This is a genomic window from Segatella oris (assembly GCF_900637655.1).
Taxonomy (GTDB): Bacteria; Bacteroidota; Bacteroidia; order Bacteroidales; family Bacteroidaceae; genus Prevotella; species Prevotella oris.
This window is the reverse complement of the sequence record NZ_LR134384.1, coordinates 2,514,809-2,532,098: the sequence shown is the minus strand read 5'-3', so window position 1 is coordinate 2,532,098 and position 17,290 is coordinate 2,514,809. Positions and strand designations below refer to the sequence as shown.

Sequence of the window (17,290 nt, the reverse complement as noted above, 5' to 3'; positions counted from 1 at the left end):
GTTTATAATTTTGTTTGTTTCTGTCCTAATGTTATAACTTCGCAATCCGTGAATTTATTGCTTTCTATGGTTAAACGAACTAATGTCCGCTCCTTATGCCAACCCTGCATACCGGCTGCTCCGGGGTTAATGTGGAGCAGGTTGAGGCTTTTATCGGGCATAATCTTAAGGATATGGGAATGCCCCGAGATAAATAGATCGGGCGGAGAAGCCAAGAGTTTCGGTGCAATCGAACGGTCGTAATGTCCGGGATAGCCCCCGATATGTTTCATCATTACATCGATATCTTCACATTTGAAGCGCAGAATTTCGCGATAACGTGCCCGAAGATCATAGCCATCGCAATTGCCGTAGACTGCCCGAAAGACAGGTTTCATGGCTTCAAAGCGGTCGGCCAGTTCTACAGATCCAATGTCACCGGCATGCCATATCTCGTCGCATTCACCGAGATACAGTTCATATTTGTCGTCCCAATAGGCGTGTGTGTCACTGATGATGCCTACTTTTGTCATTTCTCAAAACGCTTTTTAATGAATGAAGTGATGAAAGTTGCGGTTTCATCAAGGCCTAAGATGCTGCTGCTTACGCAGAGATCATAGCTCTCGGCAGCTCCCCAACGCTTGCCTGTATAGTAATTATAATAGGTAGAACGGGCTTCTTCGCGCGCATTGATGTATTTCATGGCTTCATCAGCCGTAAGTTGCTGACGCTCACAAACGCGCTTGATGCGTTCTTCAAACGATGCCGTGATAAAGATGTTCACCGTATTTGGAAAGTCACGCAGCACGTAATCGGCCGTTCTTCCCACGAAAACACAGTTGCCTTCACGGGCAGCTTTGGTGATGGCATCACTCTGAAACTGATACAGTCCCTCTTGAGAGAAGTCGTTCTTATAGAAGTTATTCTCGCCCATCAGCGGCACATTGACATGCAACAACGAATGAAGAAATCCCTTTCGCTCGTCATTCTGTTCGAAGAACTTCTCGCTGAAGCCGCTTTCTTTGGCTGCCAAGTTGAGCAGTTCTCGGTCATAGAACGTGCAATTCAGGTCTTTTGCAAGTTGCTTGGCGATTATTCTTCCACCGCTACCTATCTGTCTTCCTATGTTAATAATCATTTTCTTGTTTTCCATGTCGTATTTCTTTATGTTGTTTCTTGAATTTTTTCATATAGCTTATCAACATCAGTGCCGCGATAATTGCTGCGAACCCGTCAGAGAACGGCATGGCATACCATACGCCATCTACGCCTGCAAAGAGTGGAAATATAATCAGACCCGGCAGTAAGAAGATGAGTTGTCGCGACAAAGAAAGGAAGATACTGACCTTCACTTTACCGATACTCTGGAAGAAAAACGCAGTAACCATCTGACTTCCAATCACGGGATAGAGCATCATGCTTAACCGAATGGCTTTCATGCCCAATTGAATGAGCGTGGCATCTTTGGTGAATGCCCGTGCACAATAATAGGGGGCAAACATTCCGATGAGCCAACCTATGATCACAACCAATGTTGCTGACATGATAGAAAGCTTCACAACACGAATCATTCTGTCTAATTGTTGCGAGCCATAGTTATAACCTACAATTGGTTGCATGCCCTGATTGATGCCTAAGACGAACATCAAGAAGACGAAAGAAACCTTGTTTGCAATGCCATAGGCACCCACATCAAGGTCGCTGCCATAGCGAACGAGCTGCTGATTGATAAAGATAACAATCATGCAGGCACATGCGTTCATGGCGAAAGGCGATATGCCAATGCTGATGATATTCTTCACTAAATCCTTCCGAAGCCCGAAAGTTCCGCGCTCAAAATGCAGCAGTTCTTTCTTGTTGTTAAAGAGATGGAGTTGCCACATGAGTGCCATCACTTGGGCAAGCACCGTGGCATAGGCTGCCCCTTGTATGCCCCAACCAAACTGCATGATGAAGATATAATCGAGAAGCGTGTTCATTACGACCGTGAAAATCGTGGCATACATGGCTTGTTTCGGTTTGCTGGCAGCACGAAGCACGGCATTCATGCCGAAATACATATGCGAAAAGACATTTCCGATCAATATAATCAGCATGTAGTCGCGGGCATAAGGCAGTGTGGCTTCACTTGCTCCGAAGAACTTCAAGATAGGGTCAAGGAATAAAAGTGACACTACGGAGAAGGCTATTCCAATGATCAGGTTCAGCGTAACCGTGTTCCCCAAGATGTTTTCGGCAGTCTTGTAGTCCTTTTGTCCGAGTTTCACGGAGATGAGTGTTGACGCTCCTACGCCTACAGCTGCACCGAAAGCACTTGACAGGTTCATGAAAGGGAACGTGATGGCAAGGCCTGAAATGGCCAACGGACCAACGCCCTGACCGATGAAAATGCTGTCAACAATATTGTAAAGCGACGCTGCTGACATGGCAACTATCGCCGGCATAGCATATTGCAGCAATAGTTTTCCAACGGGTTCCGTACCTAATTTCAGTGTAGCTTCTTTATTATCCATGATGCAAAAATACGAAATTATTTTGATTTCCACCTTATTTAATAAGAGGAAAAACAAGGAAAAAGGCGTACATGAGACAGGACTAAGTCTTTCATCAGCCGTTATCTGCGCGATGACTTCTGTCAGACCGTCATGCAGAAGAAGTTGGCAAGCATTTTGCTCTCATGGAGATGAATAGGTTAAGTGTCACTCAAAGCAAACAATGATGCAGATAAAACAAGAAGAACAAACAGCAGGTGGCCGTTTCGTTGCGGTTGAAAACGGAGTTGAAATCGGTCATCTTGATTATGAATGGGATGACAAACAGTGTTTTGGTATCACGCATACCGTGGTCGAGAAAGCCTTTGAAGGGCGTGGCATTGCACGTGCACTGCTTGATGCGTCCGTGGCTTTTGCCCGACATGAAAAGAAGAAAATCCGCGCCATTTGTCCGTATGTGGCTGTTCAGTTTGCCCGTCACAGCAGCTATGATGACGTGAATGCCGAGAAGTGAGATAAGATATTAGAAGGTGTTGTGCACTGTGAGAATTGTAAACTAAATTCATTGCAGATTTGCATTCGCCTCTGAAATTGATTATCTTTGCCGTAGGGAAGGCGTGCAGAAGCTTTCCCTTTTTTCATGCCTAAGCACAACAAGAGATGTGAAAAGACTGAAAATGCGGATAAAGTCATATGAAATCAGCATCTCATCTGCATCAAATCAGCGCGTGAAATGCGTCAGATTGCAAGGTGATATGGCTTGAGTTGCCCGATGATATGATGCAAAAAAGAAAGCCATATCTTAGAAATGATACGACAAGAGAATTTGTTTTGTCAGATATTTTGAGTATTTTGTTAAATAAATATAAAGGTCTTTTCCTTGCCTTTGCTTTGCCTTGACGCGTTCATTCTCAACAGATGAATGCAAAAGACAGGGCAAAGCAAAGGTTGGAAAGACTTTTCTTTACTTCTTTTTCAGGATGATTTGCTGGCTCGTAAACTCGTAGGCACGGTCGAGCATGCTAAGAACTTGCTCCCATTTTGCGACAGGAACACGCTGCTGCTTATACACTTTCTGGAAGATGATGACGAGTTTCCCGTCGCTTATCTCGGCTTTCGTCGTCAATCTTACAGCCTCGTTGTCGATGTGGTTGTTGAGTTTTTGAAGGCTTTCCTGTGCAACTGAGTAGCCCGAAGGAATGTTGAGATTGAGCGTAACACTGTAGGAGCGAGGATAATCGTAAATCAAATCCATGTCACGTTTACGTGCTTTGCCCTCTATGTGGGTCTGTTGTCCGAACAATTGTCCTACGGAAACCACGATGTTTCGACCCGCTTTCTTCACCAATCCGTCCATTTGATAGTCCACAGTATAGGAGAATGGCAAGTTGTTTTCACCGAAGTTAAGCACTTTCGTGCCGTTGATTTTCACGGGAGCCTTGTCATGATAAGCCTTAATCTCCTTGGCGAAGTTCTCCGGAATGTCTTTTTTATCCTGCTCTGCACGCTCTGCAGCCCGTGCTTTTGCTTCGCTTTCCTTATAGCTGTAAGCATCGGAAAAGGTTGTAAATTCATAGGGCTTACCCCACGCCTTGACGAGTTCGTCGGCCGTAGTATATATTGGAATGATATCTTCTTTCTCGCAACCCGACATTGTATTCTGGCGTCGGATATTCATCATTCCACCGTCGATTGCCGCGTCTATGTCTACTGTTTCTATGTTGTCTGAAGCATCGCTGCCGGCAATTTTGAATGATGTGAATGGGCCTTTTGCAAACTTTTTAGGCTTATCGGTACGCAAGGCATCTCGGTTCTGATAGATTGACGGAATGATATTTGCACCCACAGACTGCTTCAAAGGGAAGTAACACTTGCCGTTCTTGAGTATGATGAAACGCGTTGCATCGCTGTAATTGATGAGCTGATCAAGCGGTTCATTGTACAAACTGGTTGTGATGCCGCGTCCATATTCCACTTTCAGACGGTCAAGAATGCTTGGAAAGAGCGTTGAAAAGTTATAGGCATTTTCGTAAGGACGCTTGAAAAGCAGCGTCTGCATCACCATATAATTATATACATAGTCGGCTTTTTCCTCGTCAGTTTTAAGCTTCTTGGCATCTTTTACCACTTTGTTCAGCTTTTTGTAAAGCGTCCATTTCAGTTTATAGTCAGACCAGGGCTGCCATGCATCCTTTTGAATGACCTTGGCATCAGGGTTGGCCTGCAGTCCTTTCTGCTTTGCACTCTCGGGTGTATAGTACAGTCCGACGTTGGTGTTCGTCACATATAATAAGGTGAAAGGGGCCTGTGCAATAGGATTAAAGGCATAATCCGGCAATGTCTTGTCTATGTTTTTCACATGTGCATCCAAGGTGATGTTGTCTCCATTCTGACCCGACTTGAAGTCCGGTGCACCGTTCATGGTGCGGTATTGTGTACAGAGTTTCTTGTCGATGGCACAATGAATTTGATAGTCAAGTATCGGGTAGTCGGCACGGAAAATGAATAGCGTTGGATCAAGATTATCCTCTTTAATCACGTCAAAGTCATAGGTGAAGTAGTCTATCAGGTCGCCAACCTGCAGGTCGGGTACGGCTAATTTGGCACGCTTTTCCTGTCCTTTCTTGCCTTCGTTATCATCTTGATATTCGTCACTGCTCACTTCTTTGACGGTTCCATTGGCTTTGATGACGCGCACACCGAGCACGGTTCGGTGGTCTTCGCGCAGCATAAATTCGTTGAATGAGCGGTCATATGTGCGGAAATCAAACGTGGAAAACTTGTCAAGAGCAGCCTTGTCATTGATTTTAATGAGGTAACGTTTGAGATAAACAGCCGTGTTCTGCTTCAGATTTCCAAGGGCGAAGACGTTGAACTTCTTGCTTAAGTCGACGGTTAATTCCTCATAGCGTGCCAGAATTACGGCCGATTCATTCTTGTATTGGGCAGGGATTGTGCGGTTGTTGAACTGCGGAAGATTTCTTCCCCATACGTCTTGTTTTACTTCTTTGACGAATTTTTGATAATCGTTGTCGTCAAAAGCCAATGCCGGCAGTGCTATGACGGCCAACAGCAGCAGTGTAAATAGTTTCTTCATAAGTGTAGGTTTGTTTATTTGTTAGTATTTTCTTGTTCTGCATTCTCTATGCTATTTCTTCAGCACCACTTGTTCGTTGCAGGCGTCTTTCCATTTACTTACGGCTTCATTCCATTTCGGAATGTTGGCAAGAGGAATGCGCCGATGGTTGATTTGCATCTTTTGGTGGAAGATAATAGTGTTTCCTTTTCGGCTGAAATGACACGTGAGGATACCTTCGGGCGTAGAGAATTTGGCCGAAGGGGGCAGATAATCCACCTTATAACCCGTGGGAATAAGCAGTGAAGCCTGGCGGACAATGTTGCAACGCACGGGGAAATAATAGTCGTTACTACGTCCGGTAGTATCTATCCTATTGTCGAAAAGGTTGTTGTGTGGGTTGAGTTCGATGTAGATTTCACCGTCCATCTGTTGCACGGCAGGCTTGTTGACAACGTTTCCCGTAAAGCGTGCCCATTCATGTCGGGCATCCTGATCTGTCCATTTCACGTCACTGACGGTCATGTTATGCGTGTCGGCATTGAGGTTGTTGGCCAGAATGTCATCGCTGTTCTTATTGCCTGCGTCATCAATAATGCTCATGAACCACTCTTTCATGTCGCCCCGAAGCTGGTAGGTAGCTTTCCCTGCGAGTGCATCACCCTGCAAGTGGTATTGGTAGGCGAGGCTGTCTATTGAGGCATCAGCCTTCTGTTGGGGCACAATCTGCAGCAAAGGTTTGTCTCCATTCTCTATCATTGCCTCCGAACCCTGTATGTGTTGCGGTGTATAGGTATAGGGAATGTGATTGCAGGTGGCATCAATATAGAATGTTTTTCCTTTATGGAAAAGGGTGCAGATAACGTGGTTGGCACTGCCAAGTGTAGGCACTTCGCTCATCTTGAAAGGTATTTCGTTGGTTCCGATATCGGTGAGTCGGGCATCGAAACCTTGTGCTTTGAGCAGTGTCTTCAGCAATAAGGCCATGCCTTTACAGTCACCATAGCGTTTGCGGAGCACCTCTTTGGGTGTATCCGGACGGTGTCCTGCGATGCCAGCTTCAAAGGCAACGTAGCGAATATGGTCTTGAATCCAGTGGTAAGTGTTGCTGATGCGGTCTTCATCTGTTTTGCTCTGTGCATTGATTTCCTGCAACAAAGCCTTTAAATCGGGTATCGTGCAGTCCACATCTGCCATTTCTTTCGACCAGGAATAAAGTGCATTGACATCCGGGAACGAACCTATGATGAGCAGATAAGGGTAGACATTCGATGCAGGAGGCATCATCTTGTCTTCTTTCATGCGGTCAGTATTGTGCAAAGTATAGCTATATACTTCGCCTTCTGAAGTTGTTTTGTGGCTCGACTCAATGCCGAAGCCCTTGAAATTCATTTCTTTGATGCGATAATTTGACAGTTGTTTGGGAATGGTTATCGTCAGTGTCTTGTTTCGAACGAAGTAGTTTTCAAGCAGATATACGCGACAGAAGTACTTCGGATCCTTGAAAGTACGTTCAAAGGAGGCTTTACAGGTTTCGCCTTTTTTGTCGATATATCCCCTGATGATACACGCTTTGGTGTCGTCATAGAATACATTTTCGGGCGTAATGTTCTTGTATAGCTTCGCTCCTCGACCCGAAACATCGTCTAAAGTGATGTATTCGCCGTAGAAGACTGCGGTTTCCGGGGTCACCGTTATGGCCGAATTAGACTCGTAGATGATTTTCTTTGTGTTCTTGACAATAGGCTTTTCATGGTCAAATGTCATGAGATATTGCTCATTGCATTGTGAAATGATAACCTTATCGTCCCATTTCTGGGCATGAGAGAAGGTAGGAAACAAGGTCAGAAGAATGGTTCCGGCCCATAAGCGCATTTGTGTTGTATGGCAATTCATGTTGAGTTATGTATAAAAATAAATCGAATGCTATTGAAAGGCATTTCAATTGCAAAGATAGTTAAAATCTTTTTCCATTGTACTTTCATGTGTAACTATTTTTCAATAAAGGTCGTTTTAAGTCGTTTTTCTTCGCGTTTTCAAGATAAAATATTACTTTTGTAAGCCTGAAAAAGAAGTGAAGTGTTGATGCGCAAAACGCTAATTCTGTCCATGTTTATGTTTCTCTGCTGCATGGTTTCCGCCATTGCAGGAGTGAACAGCACCGAGATGATATCTTATCCCGGGGGAAAATGCTACATGTTTCGGGTGACATTGAAAGATAAAGCCCATTCGCGATATTCGCTTAGTGCCCCGTCTGAATACCTTTCGCCACGTGCCATTGAACGGCGAAAACGGCAGCATATCGCTATCGACTCCACCGATCTGCCTGTTAATGACGTTTATCTGAATGCCATTGCTGCCTCGAAAGATCTCTGCATCGTAGGCAAAAGCAAATGGAATAACACCGTACTTGTGCGTTGCAGCAATCCTGGTAAGGTGTACGGATTATTGAAATTGCCTTTTGTGAAGAGTGTTCTTCGCACGTTTTCTTCGCCCGATTCCATTGGAAGTTCAGTCAGAGTGAATTTCAAAAAGGAATTCAATAGTTGGGATACCATTGCAGAAAGCAACCGTTATGGAGTCACCAAGGAACAGATACAGTCGTTGAATGGCATCAAGATGCACGCTGCCGGATATCGTGGAAAGAGCAAGATGATAGCCGTGCTTGATGCAGGTTTCATGAATGTTGACCGCATTCCATGCTTGCAGAAGTGCAGAATTGTGGGACAGAATGACTTTGTCGTGCCTCGTTCGAAGAGCATTTTCTCGGAAGTAGAGCATGGAACTATGGTCTTTTCCACGATGGCAACCGACCTTCCCGGTGTCTTTGTAGGCACTGCTCCCGATGCTTCTTACCTGTTGATACGCTGTGAAGACAGGCAAACAGAAAGCGTTGCAGAAGAAGATTACTGGGCAGAAGCTGTGGAATATGCCGACTCTGTGGGCGTTGATATCATCAATTCGTCGCTTGGCTATCATGATTTTGACGACGCATCGACCAATCATCGTTATGCCGAAATGGACGGATTGTCGACGCTTATCTCGCGAACGGCTTCCATGTTGGCCTCGAAAGGCATTGTCTTAGTCAACAGTGCAGGCAATGACGGCATGGGAACCTGGAAGAAAATCAACTTTCCTGCCGATGCAAAAGACATCATCACGGTGGGTGCTGTTACGCCGTTGGGCATCAATGCAGCCTTCTGTGGAGTCGGCCCTACGCAGGATGGACGTATCAAACCAGATGTGATGGCCTATGGAAGTCCTACATCTGTCATCTCCGGTCGGGGTACTATTGTTGACGAAATGGGCACATCCTTCTCCGCACCACTTGTTGCCGGTATGGTAGCTTGTCTATGGCAGGCGCTGCCAAACAAGACTGCCCGTGAGATTATCGACCTTGTTATATCGAGCGGAAACAATGTAACGACGCCAAATAATATCTATGGTTACGGCATTCCAGACTTTTGGAAAGCCTATAATATTGGTCGGAAATGAAAGCATTGTCACTCTATGAACTGAACAATCTCGTGCGAGAAGTCATCTCAACTACGTTGCATGACGAGTATTGGGTTGAGACTGAACTCTCAGAACTGCGCGAAGTGCGTGGCCATTGCTACATGGAACTGATACAGAAAGACCTGTTCAGCAACACGCCGATAGCCAAGGCATCGGCCAAATGCTGGAAGAACAAGTGGCAATTGCTTTCTCCTAAGTTTGAAAAAGTTACCGGACAATCTCTTCGTTCGGGGCTGAAAGTGTTGCTGAAAGTATATCCCGACTTCCACGAAGCCTATGGGTTTTCATGGATTGTGACCGATATCAATCCTGAATTCACAATGGGTGACATGGCTCGCAAGCGTTTGGAGATCGTCAATCAACTGAAAGCTGAGGGTGTTTTCGATTTGCAGAAAGAACTCAAAATGCCACTTTTTGCGCAACGCATAGCCGTGATTTCGAGTGCCAATGCAGCCGGTTATGGTGATTTCTGCAATCAGTTGGCCGACAATTCCTATGGTCTGCAGTTCCATACTCGCCTGTTTTCAGCAGTCATGCAGGGTGAAGGCGTGGAACAAAGTGTGATTGCAGCGCTGAATGAAATTAATAGTAATGTCGATGATTTCGATGTGGTTGTCATCATTCGGGGCGGTGGAGCCACGAGCGATATGAGCGGATTTGACACCCTTTCGTTAGCCGAGAACGTGGCAAACTTCCCACTTCCCATTATCACAGGCATTGGACACGACCGCGATGAGTCGGTACTTGACATGGTTTCTCACACACGAGTGAAGACTCCTACGGCTGCTGCTGCTTTCTTGGTAGACCATTTGGAGCGTGTTTATGAGCGAGTTCTTGATGCACAAAACGAACTTTTATCCACCATTCAGCATCGAATGGAAATGGAAAAAGCACGTCTGCAGCATCTCGGAGAGAAGATTCCTATGCTCTTTTCATTGTATAAAGGGCGGCAGGAGGCACGGCTTGACCGCATTTTTATCAGTATTTCGACGGCCATTCAAACGCGTTTGGCGCAGGAGAATCGCCTGCTTGACGGCCTTGCACAACGTATAAAGCCGAGCATGGAGCGCAGGCTGATGCGTGAGCACTATCGGCTTGACCTGCTTTCACAGCGTGCCAAGGCGCTCGATCCAGCCTTGTTGTTGCGACGTGGCTATAGCATGACAACGTTGAATGGGCATGTTGTGAAGGATAAATCGCAGTTGAAACCGGGCGATGAAATCGTGACGAGACTTGAAAAAGGAACAGTAACTTCAATCATTAAATAAAGCGTATGGCAAAGGATGAATTTAAGTATGAGGAAGCTCTTCGGCAGTTGGAGCATATCGTGGAGCAGATGGAGAACGATGAACTTGATATTGACGTCATGGGAGAACAGTTGAAGAGGGCACAAAAGCTGATAAAACTCTGCAAAGATAAACTCACGAAAACTGATAACGAAATCAAGAAGATCTTGGGAAAAGAGGGATAATGCATGTTCTTGACATGTAAACTGCAATACGTGGAGCATGGCTAAGTTTGGCAATATAAGTGTGGAGATGTGCTCTAAAGGACGTAATGGCGGTGTCTTTCAGCATGTTGTCAGGGGCTTGTTCTCATTAATAAATTTTAAGAAAAAACTCAGAAAAGCGGACAAAATCATTTTGTTCGCTTTTTGTTTTGCAGCTTTTAGTCTGCTGATTAGCGTCATGTTGCCGTGCCATTCAAGTTATATAAGCTTGCAATCTGACGCATTTCACAGGCTGATCTGACGCATGTTGAATGCTGATTTCATATGACTTAGCCGGCACTTTCAGGCTTTTTATGTTCTTGGTTGCGTTTAGGCATGAAAAAAGGGAAAGCATCTGCACACTTTCCCTACAGCAAAGATAATCAATTTGAGAGGCGAATGCAAATCTTGTTTGAAATAAGTTTACAAGTGACTTTTGTCTTTTGAGGCAGGCAGTTATTGCTGATGAGCCGTTGATGACTTTGAAATTCAAGGTTTACGAAATGGAGATGATGAGGTTCATTGTGGTTCTCCATGTAATGATGAATGTTTTTATTCGGGGTTTAACGGTGCTTTGTGCGATAAGCATAGACCGCGGAAGCGTAAAGTTCAAAGGGGAAATAGTTGCTCATGCGCGTTTTTATTCGTAATTTTGCATTTGATTAAAACGTAGAACATTTAATGAATGATGTTATGAAAGACTTGGATTGGTCTAATTTGTCCTTTGGTTATATGCCAACCGACTACAATGTTCGCTGCTGTTATCGCAACGGAAAGTGGGGCGAAATAGAGGTTTGCTCTGATGAATACATTAAATTACACATGGCAGCTACATGCCTTCACTATGGTCAGGAAGCCTTTGAAGGATTGAAAGCTTACCGTTGTCCCGATGGGAAAGTGCGTGTTTTTCGTGTTGAAGAGAATGCAGCGCGTTTGCAAAGTACCTGCCGTGGCATTCTGATGCCCGAGGTTCCAACCGACCTTTTCGTTGAGATGGTGAAGAAAGTCGTGCGTCTTAATCAGGAATATATCCCTACTTATGAGAGTGGGGCCACGCTTTATGTGCGTCCTTTGCTTTTAGGAACGGGCGCACAAGTTGGTGTTCACCCGGCAAAGGAATACATGTTCCTGATTTTTGTGACGCCGGTTGGCCCGTATTTCAAAGGTGGTTTCTCTGCGAACCCCTATGTCATTATTCGTGATTACGACCGTTCGGCACCTTTGGGTACAGGTAAATACAAGGTGGGGGGCAACTATGCAGCCAGCTTGAAGGCCAATTCTATTGCGCATGAAAAGGGATATGCCAGTGAATTCTATTTGGATGCAAGGGAAAAGAAGTATGTAGATGAGTGCGGTGCAGCCAACTTCTTCGGTATCAAAAACAATACTTATGTTACTCCAAAGAGTACTTCAATCCTGCCTTCAATAACCAACAAGAGCTTGATGCAGATTGCCGAAGACCTTGGAATGAAAGTTGAACGCCGGCCAATCCCCGAGGATGAGCTTGAAACTTTTGAGGAGGCAGGCGCTTGTGGAACGGCTGCTGTCATTTCTCCAATATCTCATCTCGACGATATGGATACGGGTAAGGTGTATAGCTTCGGTGAAAAGCCGGGACCATGGTCTACGAAACTCTATGAAACCCTGCGTGGAATACAGTATGGAACGATAGAGGATAAACATGGTTGGACCACGGTTGTGATCGGATAAACAATTAAATCTAAATACGTATTCGATGGCTTTGTGCCGTCGAATGTAAATTATTTACTCATCAATTAATTTATTTTATACTATGGACAGTATTACAAATTACAAAAACCGAGCACTAAGTGCCTTGGAAAACAAATGGGGAAACTTTGTTCTTATTACCTTAGCTTATGGACTTATCATTGGTATTACCCAAGCTTTTTTAGGAGATAAGGACAGTCCTGCTATCCTGCATCTCATTGGTGTAGTGCTATCTATCTTGGCACTTCCTTTATATTGGGGCTATCAGACACTTTACCTTGGTGCTGTAAGAGGTGGAGAGGCAACAGCAAAAGACTTGTTTGAGGGCTACAACAAAGAGTTGTTCCCAAGAGTGTTGACTACAACCTTGTTGTATTATGTTTATATTTTCCTCTGGTGTTTGCTGTTAATTATTCCTGGTTTCATTAAGTCTTATTCGTATGCAATGACACCTTACATCTTGAAAGATAATCCAGAGATGAAGAACAACGCTGCTATTGAGGAGAGTATGCGCATAATGAATGGCCACAAACTTGAGCTTTTCATGCTTGATTTGAGTTTCATCGGTTGGGCAATACTTTCATTGTTGACTTGCGGTATAGGCTTTTTGTGGCTTGCTCCCTATATGAGCATGGCTCATGTTAACTTCTATGAGGACTTGAAGAAGGCTTCAGTAGAAGTGAAAGAGGCTTAAACGAAGATATTCTTTTTGTGGGTATCAAACGTTGAAACCTTTCGTTTATGAAAGGATTTCAGGGTTTGGTGCCCATTTTCTTTGGCCTTTGGTTTCATGTTTTCAATTTGATTTGGTTGTATTCCTTTGGATAATGTCTCTGAAAGTTGTGTATATCATACTTTCCTTGTACCTTTGCAATAAATTCATTCTATGGGAAAAGGAAAGTTAGCCAAGTTTGCCGAGATGGAGACATTCAGCAATGTCTTCCAGTATCCGTTTTCAGTTGTCGACAATGTCCCGTTTGAAATGAAAGGACATTGGCGTGAGCAATATTTCAAAAACAATCATCCTGTCGTGTTGGAATTGGGTTGTGGCAAAGGAGAATATACGGTAGAGCTGGCGCGTCTCTATCCAGAAATGAACTTTATCGGCGTTGATATCAAGGGTGCTCGTATGTGGACAGGAGCAAAACAGGCCTTAGAAGCGGGATTGAAGAATGTGGCTTTCCTGCGCACGAATATCGAAATTATCGACCGTTTCTTTGCAGAAAGTGAGGTTCAAGAGATATGGCTTACTTTCAGTGACCCTCAGATGAAGAATGCTCACAAGCGTCTGACGAGCACATTCTTCCTCAATCGCTATCGTAAGTTCCTTGTTGACGGTGGTATTGTGCATCTGAAAACCGACTCAAACTTCCTCTTTACCTATACCACTTGCATGGTGAAGGAGAATAAGTTGCCTGTGGTTTTCTCGACAGAAGACCTTTATCACACGGAAGGGTTAGATGAAGAAACACATAAGATATTGTCTATTCAGACCTATTATGAAAGCATGTGGATTGAGAGAGGACTCAATATCCGTTATATGAAATTCCTTCTTCCACAGCAGGGTGAACTTGTTGAGCCCGAAGTTGATATCCCTTTGGATGATTATCGCAGCTATCATCGCCCGAAACGGAGTAGCTTAAAAGTCAGTAAATAAAAAAAACTAAATTATTTGTAGTATTCAAATATTTGTTTTACTTTTGTAATCTAATGTCTCATCTGCATCAGGTGACGGCTTAATACCAAGGAAGTAAGGGCCGAAAGGCCTACTGAAGATATGCTTATCTCCGTTGGGAGAAAGTTTTGTTTAATTAGTCGTGTATACTATAGCTCGTGAGAGTTTAGGTATACTAAATCTTAAAAGTTGAGTAAATAGAGAACGCATAGTCGGATGACCATGCGTTTTCGCTTTTTATGGGGTTTCATTCTTTGAAATAAAAAAATATTATTACTTTTGTAGTTAGTAATTGTAGCAAACACAAGAAGATTTTAATTTAAATAAACAGGAAATGACATTATATCCGAAATTGATTACCGATGCATTGGCAACTGTTATCTATCCCGGTACGAAAAAGAACCTTGTGGAGAGTGAGATGGTTGTCATGGACGACATACATATTAGTGGTATGAGCGTGAAAGTAACGCTTATATTCCCTCGTGAGACTGATCCGTTCCTCAAGTCGACTGTAAAAGCAGCCGAAGCTGCTATTCATTATCATGTCAGTAAGGATATTGAGGTGACGATTGAAACTGAATTTAAATCGGCTCCACGGCCGGAAGTGGGGAAGTTATTGCCCCAAGTGAAGAATATTATCGCTGTAAGTTCGGGCAAGGGTGGCGTTGGAAAGAGCACGGTTTCAGCCAACTTAGCGATTGCCTTGGCCCGATTGGGCTATAAGGTAGGCTTGCTTGACACGGATATCTTCGGCCCGTCAATGCCCAAGATGTTTGGAGTTGAGGACGTCAGGCCTTATGCTGTGGATAAAGAAGGCCGTCAACTCATCGCTCCTGTAGAGAAGTATGGGGTCAAACTGTTGAGTATCGGTTTCTTTGTCAATCCTGATACCGCGACACTTTGGCGTGGAGGCATGGCAACTTCTGCCTTGAAACAACTCATTGCTGATGCGGATTGGGGAGAGCTCGACTATTTTATTCTCGACACACCTCCCGGTACAAGTGATATTCATCTGACGCTGCTTCAAACGCTTGCCATTACAGGAGCGGTCATTGTCAGCACGCCTCAGAAGGTTGCTTTGGCTGATGCTAAGAAAGGGATTGACATGTATGAGAACGACAAAGTGAATGTTCCCATTCTCGGTTTGGTTGAGAATATGGCCTATTTCACACCTGCAGAACTGCCGGAAAACAAGTATTATATCTTTGGAAAAGACGGTGCACGCAATCTCGCCAAGGAGAAAAACATACCTCTGTTGGCACAGATACCAATTGTGCAAAGCATCTGTGAGAGTAGCGATAATGGCGAACCGGCTGCTACAAAGGTGGATACTGTTATGGGACAAGCCTTTCTTGGTTTGGCACAAGCGGTCGTTACCGTGGTCAACCGGCGTAACAAAGAACAGGCTCCGACACAGATTGTCGATGTGAAAAACGAATAGAGATACAGTAATAAGGGCACAGTCTGCTTTCAAGCAGCTTATGCCCTTTTGCTTTTATGACTCACTTTCAAGATTGCATGAACTGAAAAATAAATACGATGAAAAGGATTTCATACATTTTGGGCATAGCCCTTTTTATTCTGTTCACGGCAGGCCTGCTTGTGATTGGGTTTCATGCGCCGCAGGGAGAGCCTCCTTATAGCTACTTGGAAGCCCAGAAGGAGGAGGTCAGTGTGGACAGTTTCGAAACTCGTGGCATACGTGGAGTAGAGGGCTTCTGGCTCTACGACATGCCTGATGCAAATATAAATATCATCATACGAACGACAAACGACCCTCGAAAATGCCGTGTCACTTATCCTAAAGACCTTATCCGAATGGTGCGCACGGCTACCGTTTTGCGGTGTGCGGCAACGCCGAAAGGGAAGACCATTGATAGTTGGATGAAACATCGTCTCGTTCATAAATATTCCGATTTTGACGTCCGTGTGTTGGCTGATCCATATGACGATAAAGCAGAAATCACAGAAAAGGAGAAGAGAAATCGTGAATATAACAATCGGGATATATTCATTTATATGACGGTGATGAGTAATTTTGAGGCTATTCGTAACGACAGTCCGGATTGTTACTTCTATTTGTACCATGTCAATCTCCCGTCGTTATATTATACAAACCAGGAAAGAGGATGTTTTTCTTTCTTGGGAAAAACGCAGATAGATGACTTTTGGTGTGCCTGGATTTCGGACAGATTGAACATGGGAGAGGCTCATATCAAGAACATGAAGATAGAATTAGGTTATGACTTTACATATATGGATGATAATTGTAAGGTAGGACATTTATTAGTTACGGGTAAGGGAAACCTCTCTATTTTCAATGAAGAAGCTTATAGAACCATAGAAGTCAAGGAAAAGAAATATGGTGATATTACCTATGGAACAGACTCTATTCCCATGGTAAAACTTATGAATAAAAAGAAATAATATGGAAGAACATCCTGTTTTCAGCCCAAATACATCCGCTTATATGAGTGCTTTATGGGCATCATTTAAAAAGAAAGCACTTTACACAACAGTCATTTTCTTAATCTTGATGGTGCTGTTTGATGGTTTCTTGGCAGCATTTCGTGGTATGGGTTCACCGACGGGACATGTCCCTATGTGCAGTGTGATAGAGGTAATCTATCCACTTGTATTTCTTGTCTGTTGCATCTTTGCCTCTTGGGGGATGAGTACTTCGGAGCAGTTAAACGAATGTCATGTGAATATTCCCCGCGAATGGACCATTCGCTGGGCTTTCTTCGTGGTTTTCCCATTCTTGTTTTTCTTGATATGTGCCTATGTCATAGACGCTGTTATCGCTACTCCTGGAGCTCAACCCATGCCTTGGCAAGTGGATTTTGACTATATTCCGGGCGGCTATGTATTGCCACTTTTCTTCTTTTTTACGTCTTTTTTCTTCCTTGTGTCTACCTATTTCTCACGCTTCACGTTTTTGATAGGCTGTGGACTCCTGTGCCTTGTCTATTTCATTCTGTATGTTTTGTTGCCGAGAGCTGTGTGGTGGTATGATGGCAGGTATGAATTCTCTCTGCCTGTTGCCCTCTTCCTTATCAGTATGTCAGTCTTGGCTTTGGCTCTGTCGTATTATAGAATAATGTGTATCAGGGCAGAAGAAAGTTGATGTACTGTCCTGTGATGCAACAAGGCATATCAGATGTGTTTCTGATTTGCGTCATATGAGGCTGTAATCTGCATCATATCAGCGTGTAACTTGAGTCACTTTACGTGCTGATTTGACGCAAGTTGGGAAACCATATGGAACATGTTGATAATCAGCATGGTATATCCTATGTTGCAAGGGCGTATGATAAACTTTTTCACTTGGAACA

General features: G+C 44.1%; 15 protein-coding genes. 10 read left to right on the top strand and 5 right to left on the bottom strand.

The genetic code is table 11. From position 1 onward, the window contains the following. Positions 1–2: 2 nt before the first annotated feature. Genes EL210_RS10620 through EL210_RS10610 form a run of 3 tightly spaced genes read right to left on the bottom strand, consistent with a single transcriptional unit; the run spans position 3 to position 2,492 of the window. A complete protein-coding gene (locus EL210_RS10620) occupies positions 3–512 on the bottom strand; it encodes a metallophosphoesterase family protein (protein WP_004377290.1) in 510 nt (169 codons plus the stop codon). Continuing rightward, entirely contained in the window at positions 509–1,132 is a 624-nt protein-coding gene (locus EL210_RS10615; RefSeq protein ID WP_004371432.1) for a cytidylate kinase-like family protein, read from the bottom strand. The genes EL210_RS10620 and EL210_RS10615 overlap by 4 nt, the downstream gene beginning before the upstream one ends. Continuing rightward, the gene (locus EL210_RS10610) at positions 1,107–2,492 is read right to left on the bottom strand and encodes an MATE family efflux transporter (RefSeq protein ID WP_018919545.1); all 1,386 of its coding nucleotides are present in this window, start codon (positions 2,490–2,492) and stop codon (positions 1,107–1,109) included. The genes EL210_RS10615 and EL210_RS10610 overlap by 26 nt, the downstream gene beginning before the upstream one ends. Before the next feature lie 202 nt (positions 2,493–2,694). Between EL210_RS10610 and EL210_RS10605 the strand changes: the two genes are divergently transcribed. Beyond that, positions 2,695–2,985: a GNAT family N-acetyltransferase gene (locus EL210_RS10605; protein ID WP_018919544.1), complete on the top strand. Its 291-nt coding sequence runs from the start codon at positions 2,695–2,697 to the stop codon at positions 2,983–2,985. A gap of 450 nt (positions 2,986–3,435) precedes the next feature. Here EL210_RS10605 and EL210_RS10600 read toward each other — a convergent pair whose 3' ends face one another. Together EL210_RS10600 and EL210_RS10595 are read right to left on the bottom strand one after the other, a co-directional pair. Next, on the bottom strand, positions 3,436–5,568 hold the full coding sequence (locus EL210_RS10600) for a DUF3857 domain-containing protein (RefSeq protein ID WP_018919543.1): 2,133 nt from the start codon (positions 5,566–5,568) through the stop codon (positions 3,436–3,438). A gap of 51 nt (positions 5,569–5,619) precedes the next feature. Next, the gene (locus tag EL210_RS10595; RefSeq protein ID WP_018919542.1) at positions 5,620–7,422 is read right to left on the bottom strand and encodes a transglutaminase domain-containing protein; all 1,803 of its coding nucleotides are present in this window, start codon (positions 7,420–7,422) and stop codon (positions 5,620–5,622) included. A gap of 210 nt (positions 7,423–7,632) precedes the next feature. Between EL210_RS10595 and EL210_RS10590 the strand changes: the two genes are divergently transcribed. The 9 genes from EL210_RS10590 to EL210_RS10540 all read left to right on the top strand — a co-directional run bounded on the left by EL210_RS10590 (position 7,633) and on the right by EL210_RS10540 (position 17,082). Further along, positions 7,633–9,042 (top strand): S8 family serine peptidase, encoded by a 1,410-nt coding sequence (locus EL210_RS10590; RefSeq protein ID WP_025879714.1) that lies wholly within the window; start codon positions 7,633–7,635, stop codon positions 9,040–9,042. Further along, entirely contained in the window at positions 9,039–10,331 is a 1,293-nt protein-coding gene (xseA, locus tag EL210_RS10585) for an exodeoxyribonuclease VII large subunit (RefSeq protein WP_018919540.1), read from the top strand. Before EL210_RS10590 ends, xseA begins: the two co-directional genes overlap by 4 nt. A 5-nt stretch (positions 10,332–10,336) precedes the next feature. Then, entirely contained in the window at positions 10,337–10,534 is a 198-nt protein-coding gene (gene xseB, locus EL210_RS10580; RefSeq protein ID WP_004371420.1) for an exodeoxyribonuclease VII small subunit, read from the top strand. A gap of 711 nt (positions 10,535–11,245) precedes the next feature. After that, positions 11,246–12,262 carry a branched-chain amino acid aminotransferase gene (locus tag EL210_RS10565; protein ID WP_025879715.1) on the top strand — a complete coding sequence of 339 codons (1,017 nt, stop codon included), beginning with the start codon at positions 11,246–11,248 and terminating at the stop codon, positions 12,260–12,262. An 82-nt stretch (positions 12,263–12,344) separates the two neighbouring features. After that, positions 12,345–12,974, top strand: coding sequence for a DUF975 family protein (locus EL210_RS10560; RefSeq protein ID WP_018919535.1), 630 nt, complete (start codon positions 12,345–12,347; stop codon positions 12,972–12,974). 192 nt (positions 12,975–13,166) lie between these two features. Beyond that, a complete protein-coding gene (gene trmB, locus EL210_RS10555; protein WP_018919534.1) occupies positions 13,167–13,937 on the top strand; it encodes a tRNA (guanosine(46)-N7)-methyltransferase TrmB in 771 nt (256 codons plus the stop codon). Positions 13,938–14,289: 352 nt separating this feature from the next. Then, complete coding sequence (locus EL210_RS10550) at positions 14,290–15,396, top strand: Mrp/NBP35 family ATP-binding protein (RefSeq protein WP_018919533.1); 1,107 nt, start codon at positions 14,290–14,292, stop codon at positions 15,394–15,396. Positions 15,397–15,494: 98 nt separating this feature from the next. Beyond that, positions 15,495–16,382: a hypothetical protein gene (locus tag EL210_RS10545; RefSeq protein WP_018919532.1), complete on the top strand. Its 888-nt coding sequence runs from the start codon at positions 15,495–15,497 to the stop codon at positions 16,380–16,382. A gap of 1 nt (position 16,383) precedes the next feature. Further along, entirely contained in the window at positions 16,384–17,082 is a 699-nt protein-coding gene (locus EL210_RS10540) for a hypothetical protein (RefSeq protein WP_018919531.1), read from the top strand. Positions 17,083–17,290: the final 208 nt, after the last annotated feature.

Excerpts from the sequence above, each read along its gene's own strand:
- EL210_RS10620 (WP_004377290.1), bottom strand. The coding sequence starts at position 512 with ATGACAAAAGTAGGCATCATCAGTGACACACACGCCTATTGGGACGAC.
- EL210_RS10615 (WP_004371432.1), bottom strand. The coding sequence starts at position 1,132 with ATGGAAAACAAGAAAATGATTATTAACATAGGAAGACAGATAGGTAGC.
- EL210_RS10610 (WP_018919545.1), bottom strand. The coding sequence starts at position 2,492 with ATGGATAATAAAGAAGCTACACTGAAATTAGGTACGGAACCCGTTGGA.
- EL210_RS10605 (WP_018919544.1), top strand. The coding sequence starts at position 2,695 with ATGATGCAGATAAAACAAGAAGAACAAACAGCAGGTGGCCGTTTCGTT.
- EL210_RS10600 (WP_018919543.1), bottom strand. The coding sequence starts at position 5,568 with ATGAAGAAACTATTTACACTGCTGCTGTTGGCCGTCATAGCACTGCCG.
- EL210_RS10595 (WP_018919542.1), bottom strand. The coding sequence starts at position 7,422 with ATGCGCTTATGGGCCGGAACCATTCTTCTGACCTTGTTTCCTACCTTC.
- EL210_RS10590 (WP_025879714.1), top strand. The coding sequence starts at position 7,633 with ATGCGCAAAACGCTAATTCTGTCCATGTTTATGTTTCTCTGCTGCATG.
- xseA (WP_018919540.1), top strand. The coding sequence starts at position 9,039 with ATGAAAGCATTGTCACTCTATGAACTGAACAATCTCGTGCGAGAAGTC.
- xseB (WP_004371420.1), top strand. The coding sequence starts at position 10,337 with ATGGCAAAGGATGAATTTAAGTATGAGGAAGCTCTTCGGCAGTTGGAG.
- EL210_RS10565 (WP_025879715.1), top strand. The coding sequence starts at position 11,246 with ATGAAAGACTTGGATTGGTCTAATTTGTCCTTTGGTTATATGCCAACC.
- EL210_RS10560 (WP_018919535.1), top strand. The coding sequence starts at position 12,345 with ATGGACAGTATTACAAATTACAAAAACCGAGCACTAAGTGCCTTGGAA.
- trmB (WP_018919534.1), top strand. The coding sequence starts at position 13,167 with ATGGGAAAAGGAAAGTTAGCCAAGTTTGCCGAGATGGAGACATTCAGC.
- EL210_RS10550 (WP_018919533.1), top strand. The coding sequence starts at position 14,290 with ATGACATTATATCCGAAATTGATTACCGATGCATTGGCAACTGTTATC.
- EL210_RS10545 (WP_018919532.1), top strand. The coding sequence starts at position 15,495 with ATGAAAAGGATTTCATACATTTTGGGCATAGCCCTTTTTATTCTGTTC.
- EL210_RS10540 (WP_018919531.1), top strand. The coding sequence starts at position 16,384 with ATGGAAGAACATCCTGTTTTCAGCCCAAATACATCCGCTTATATGAGT.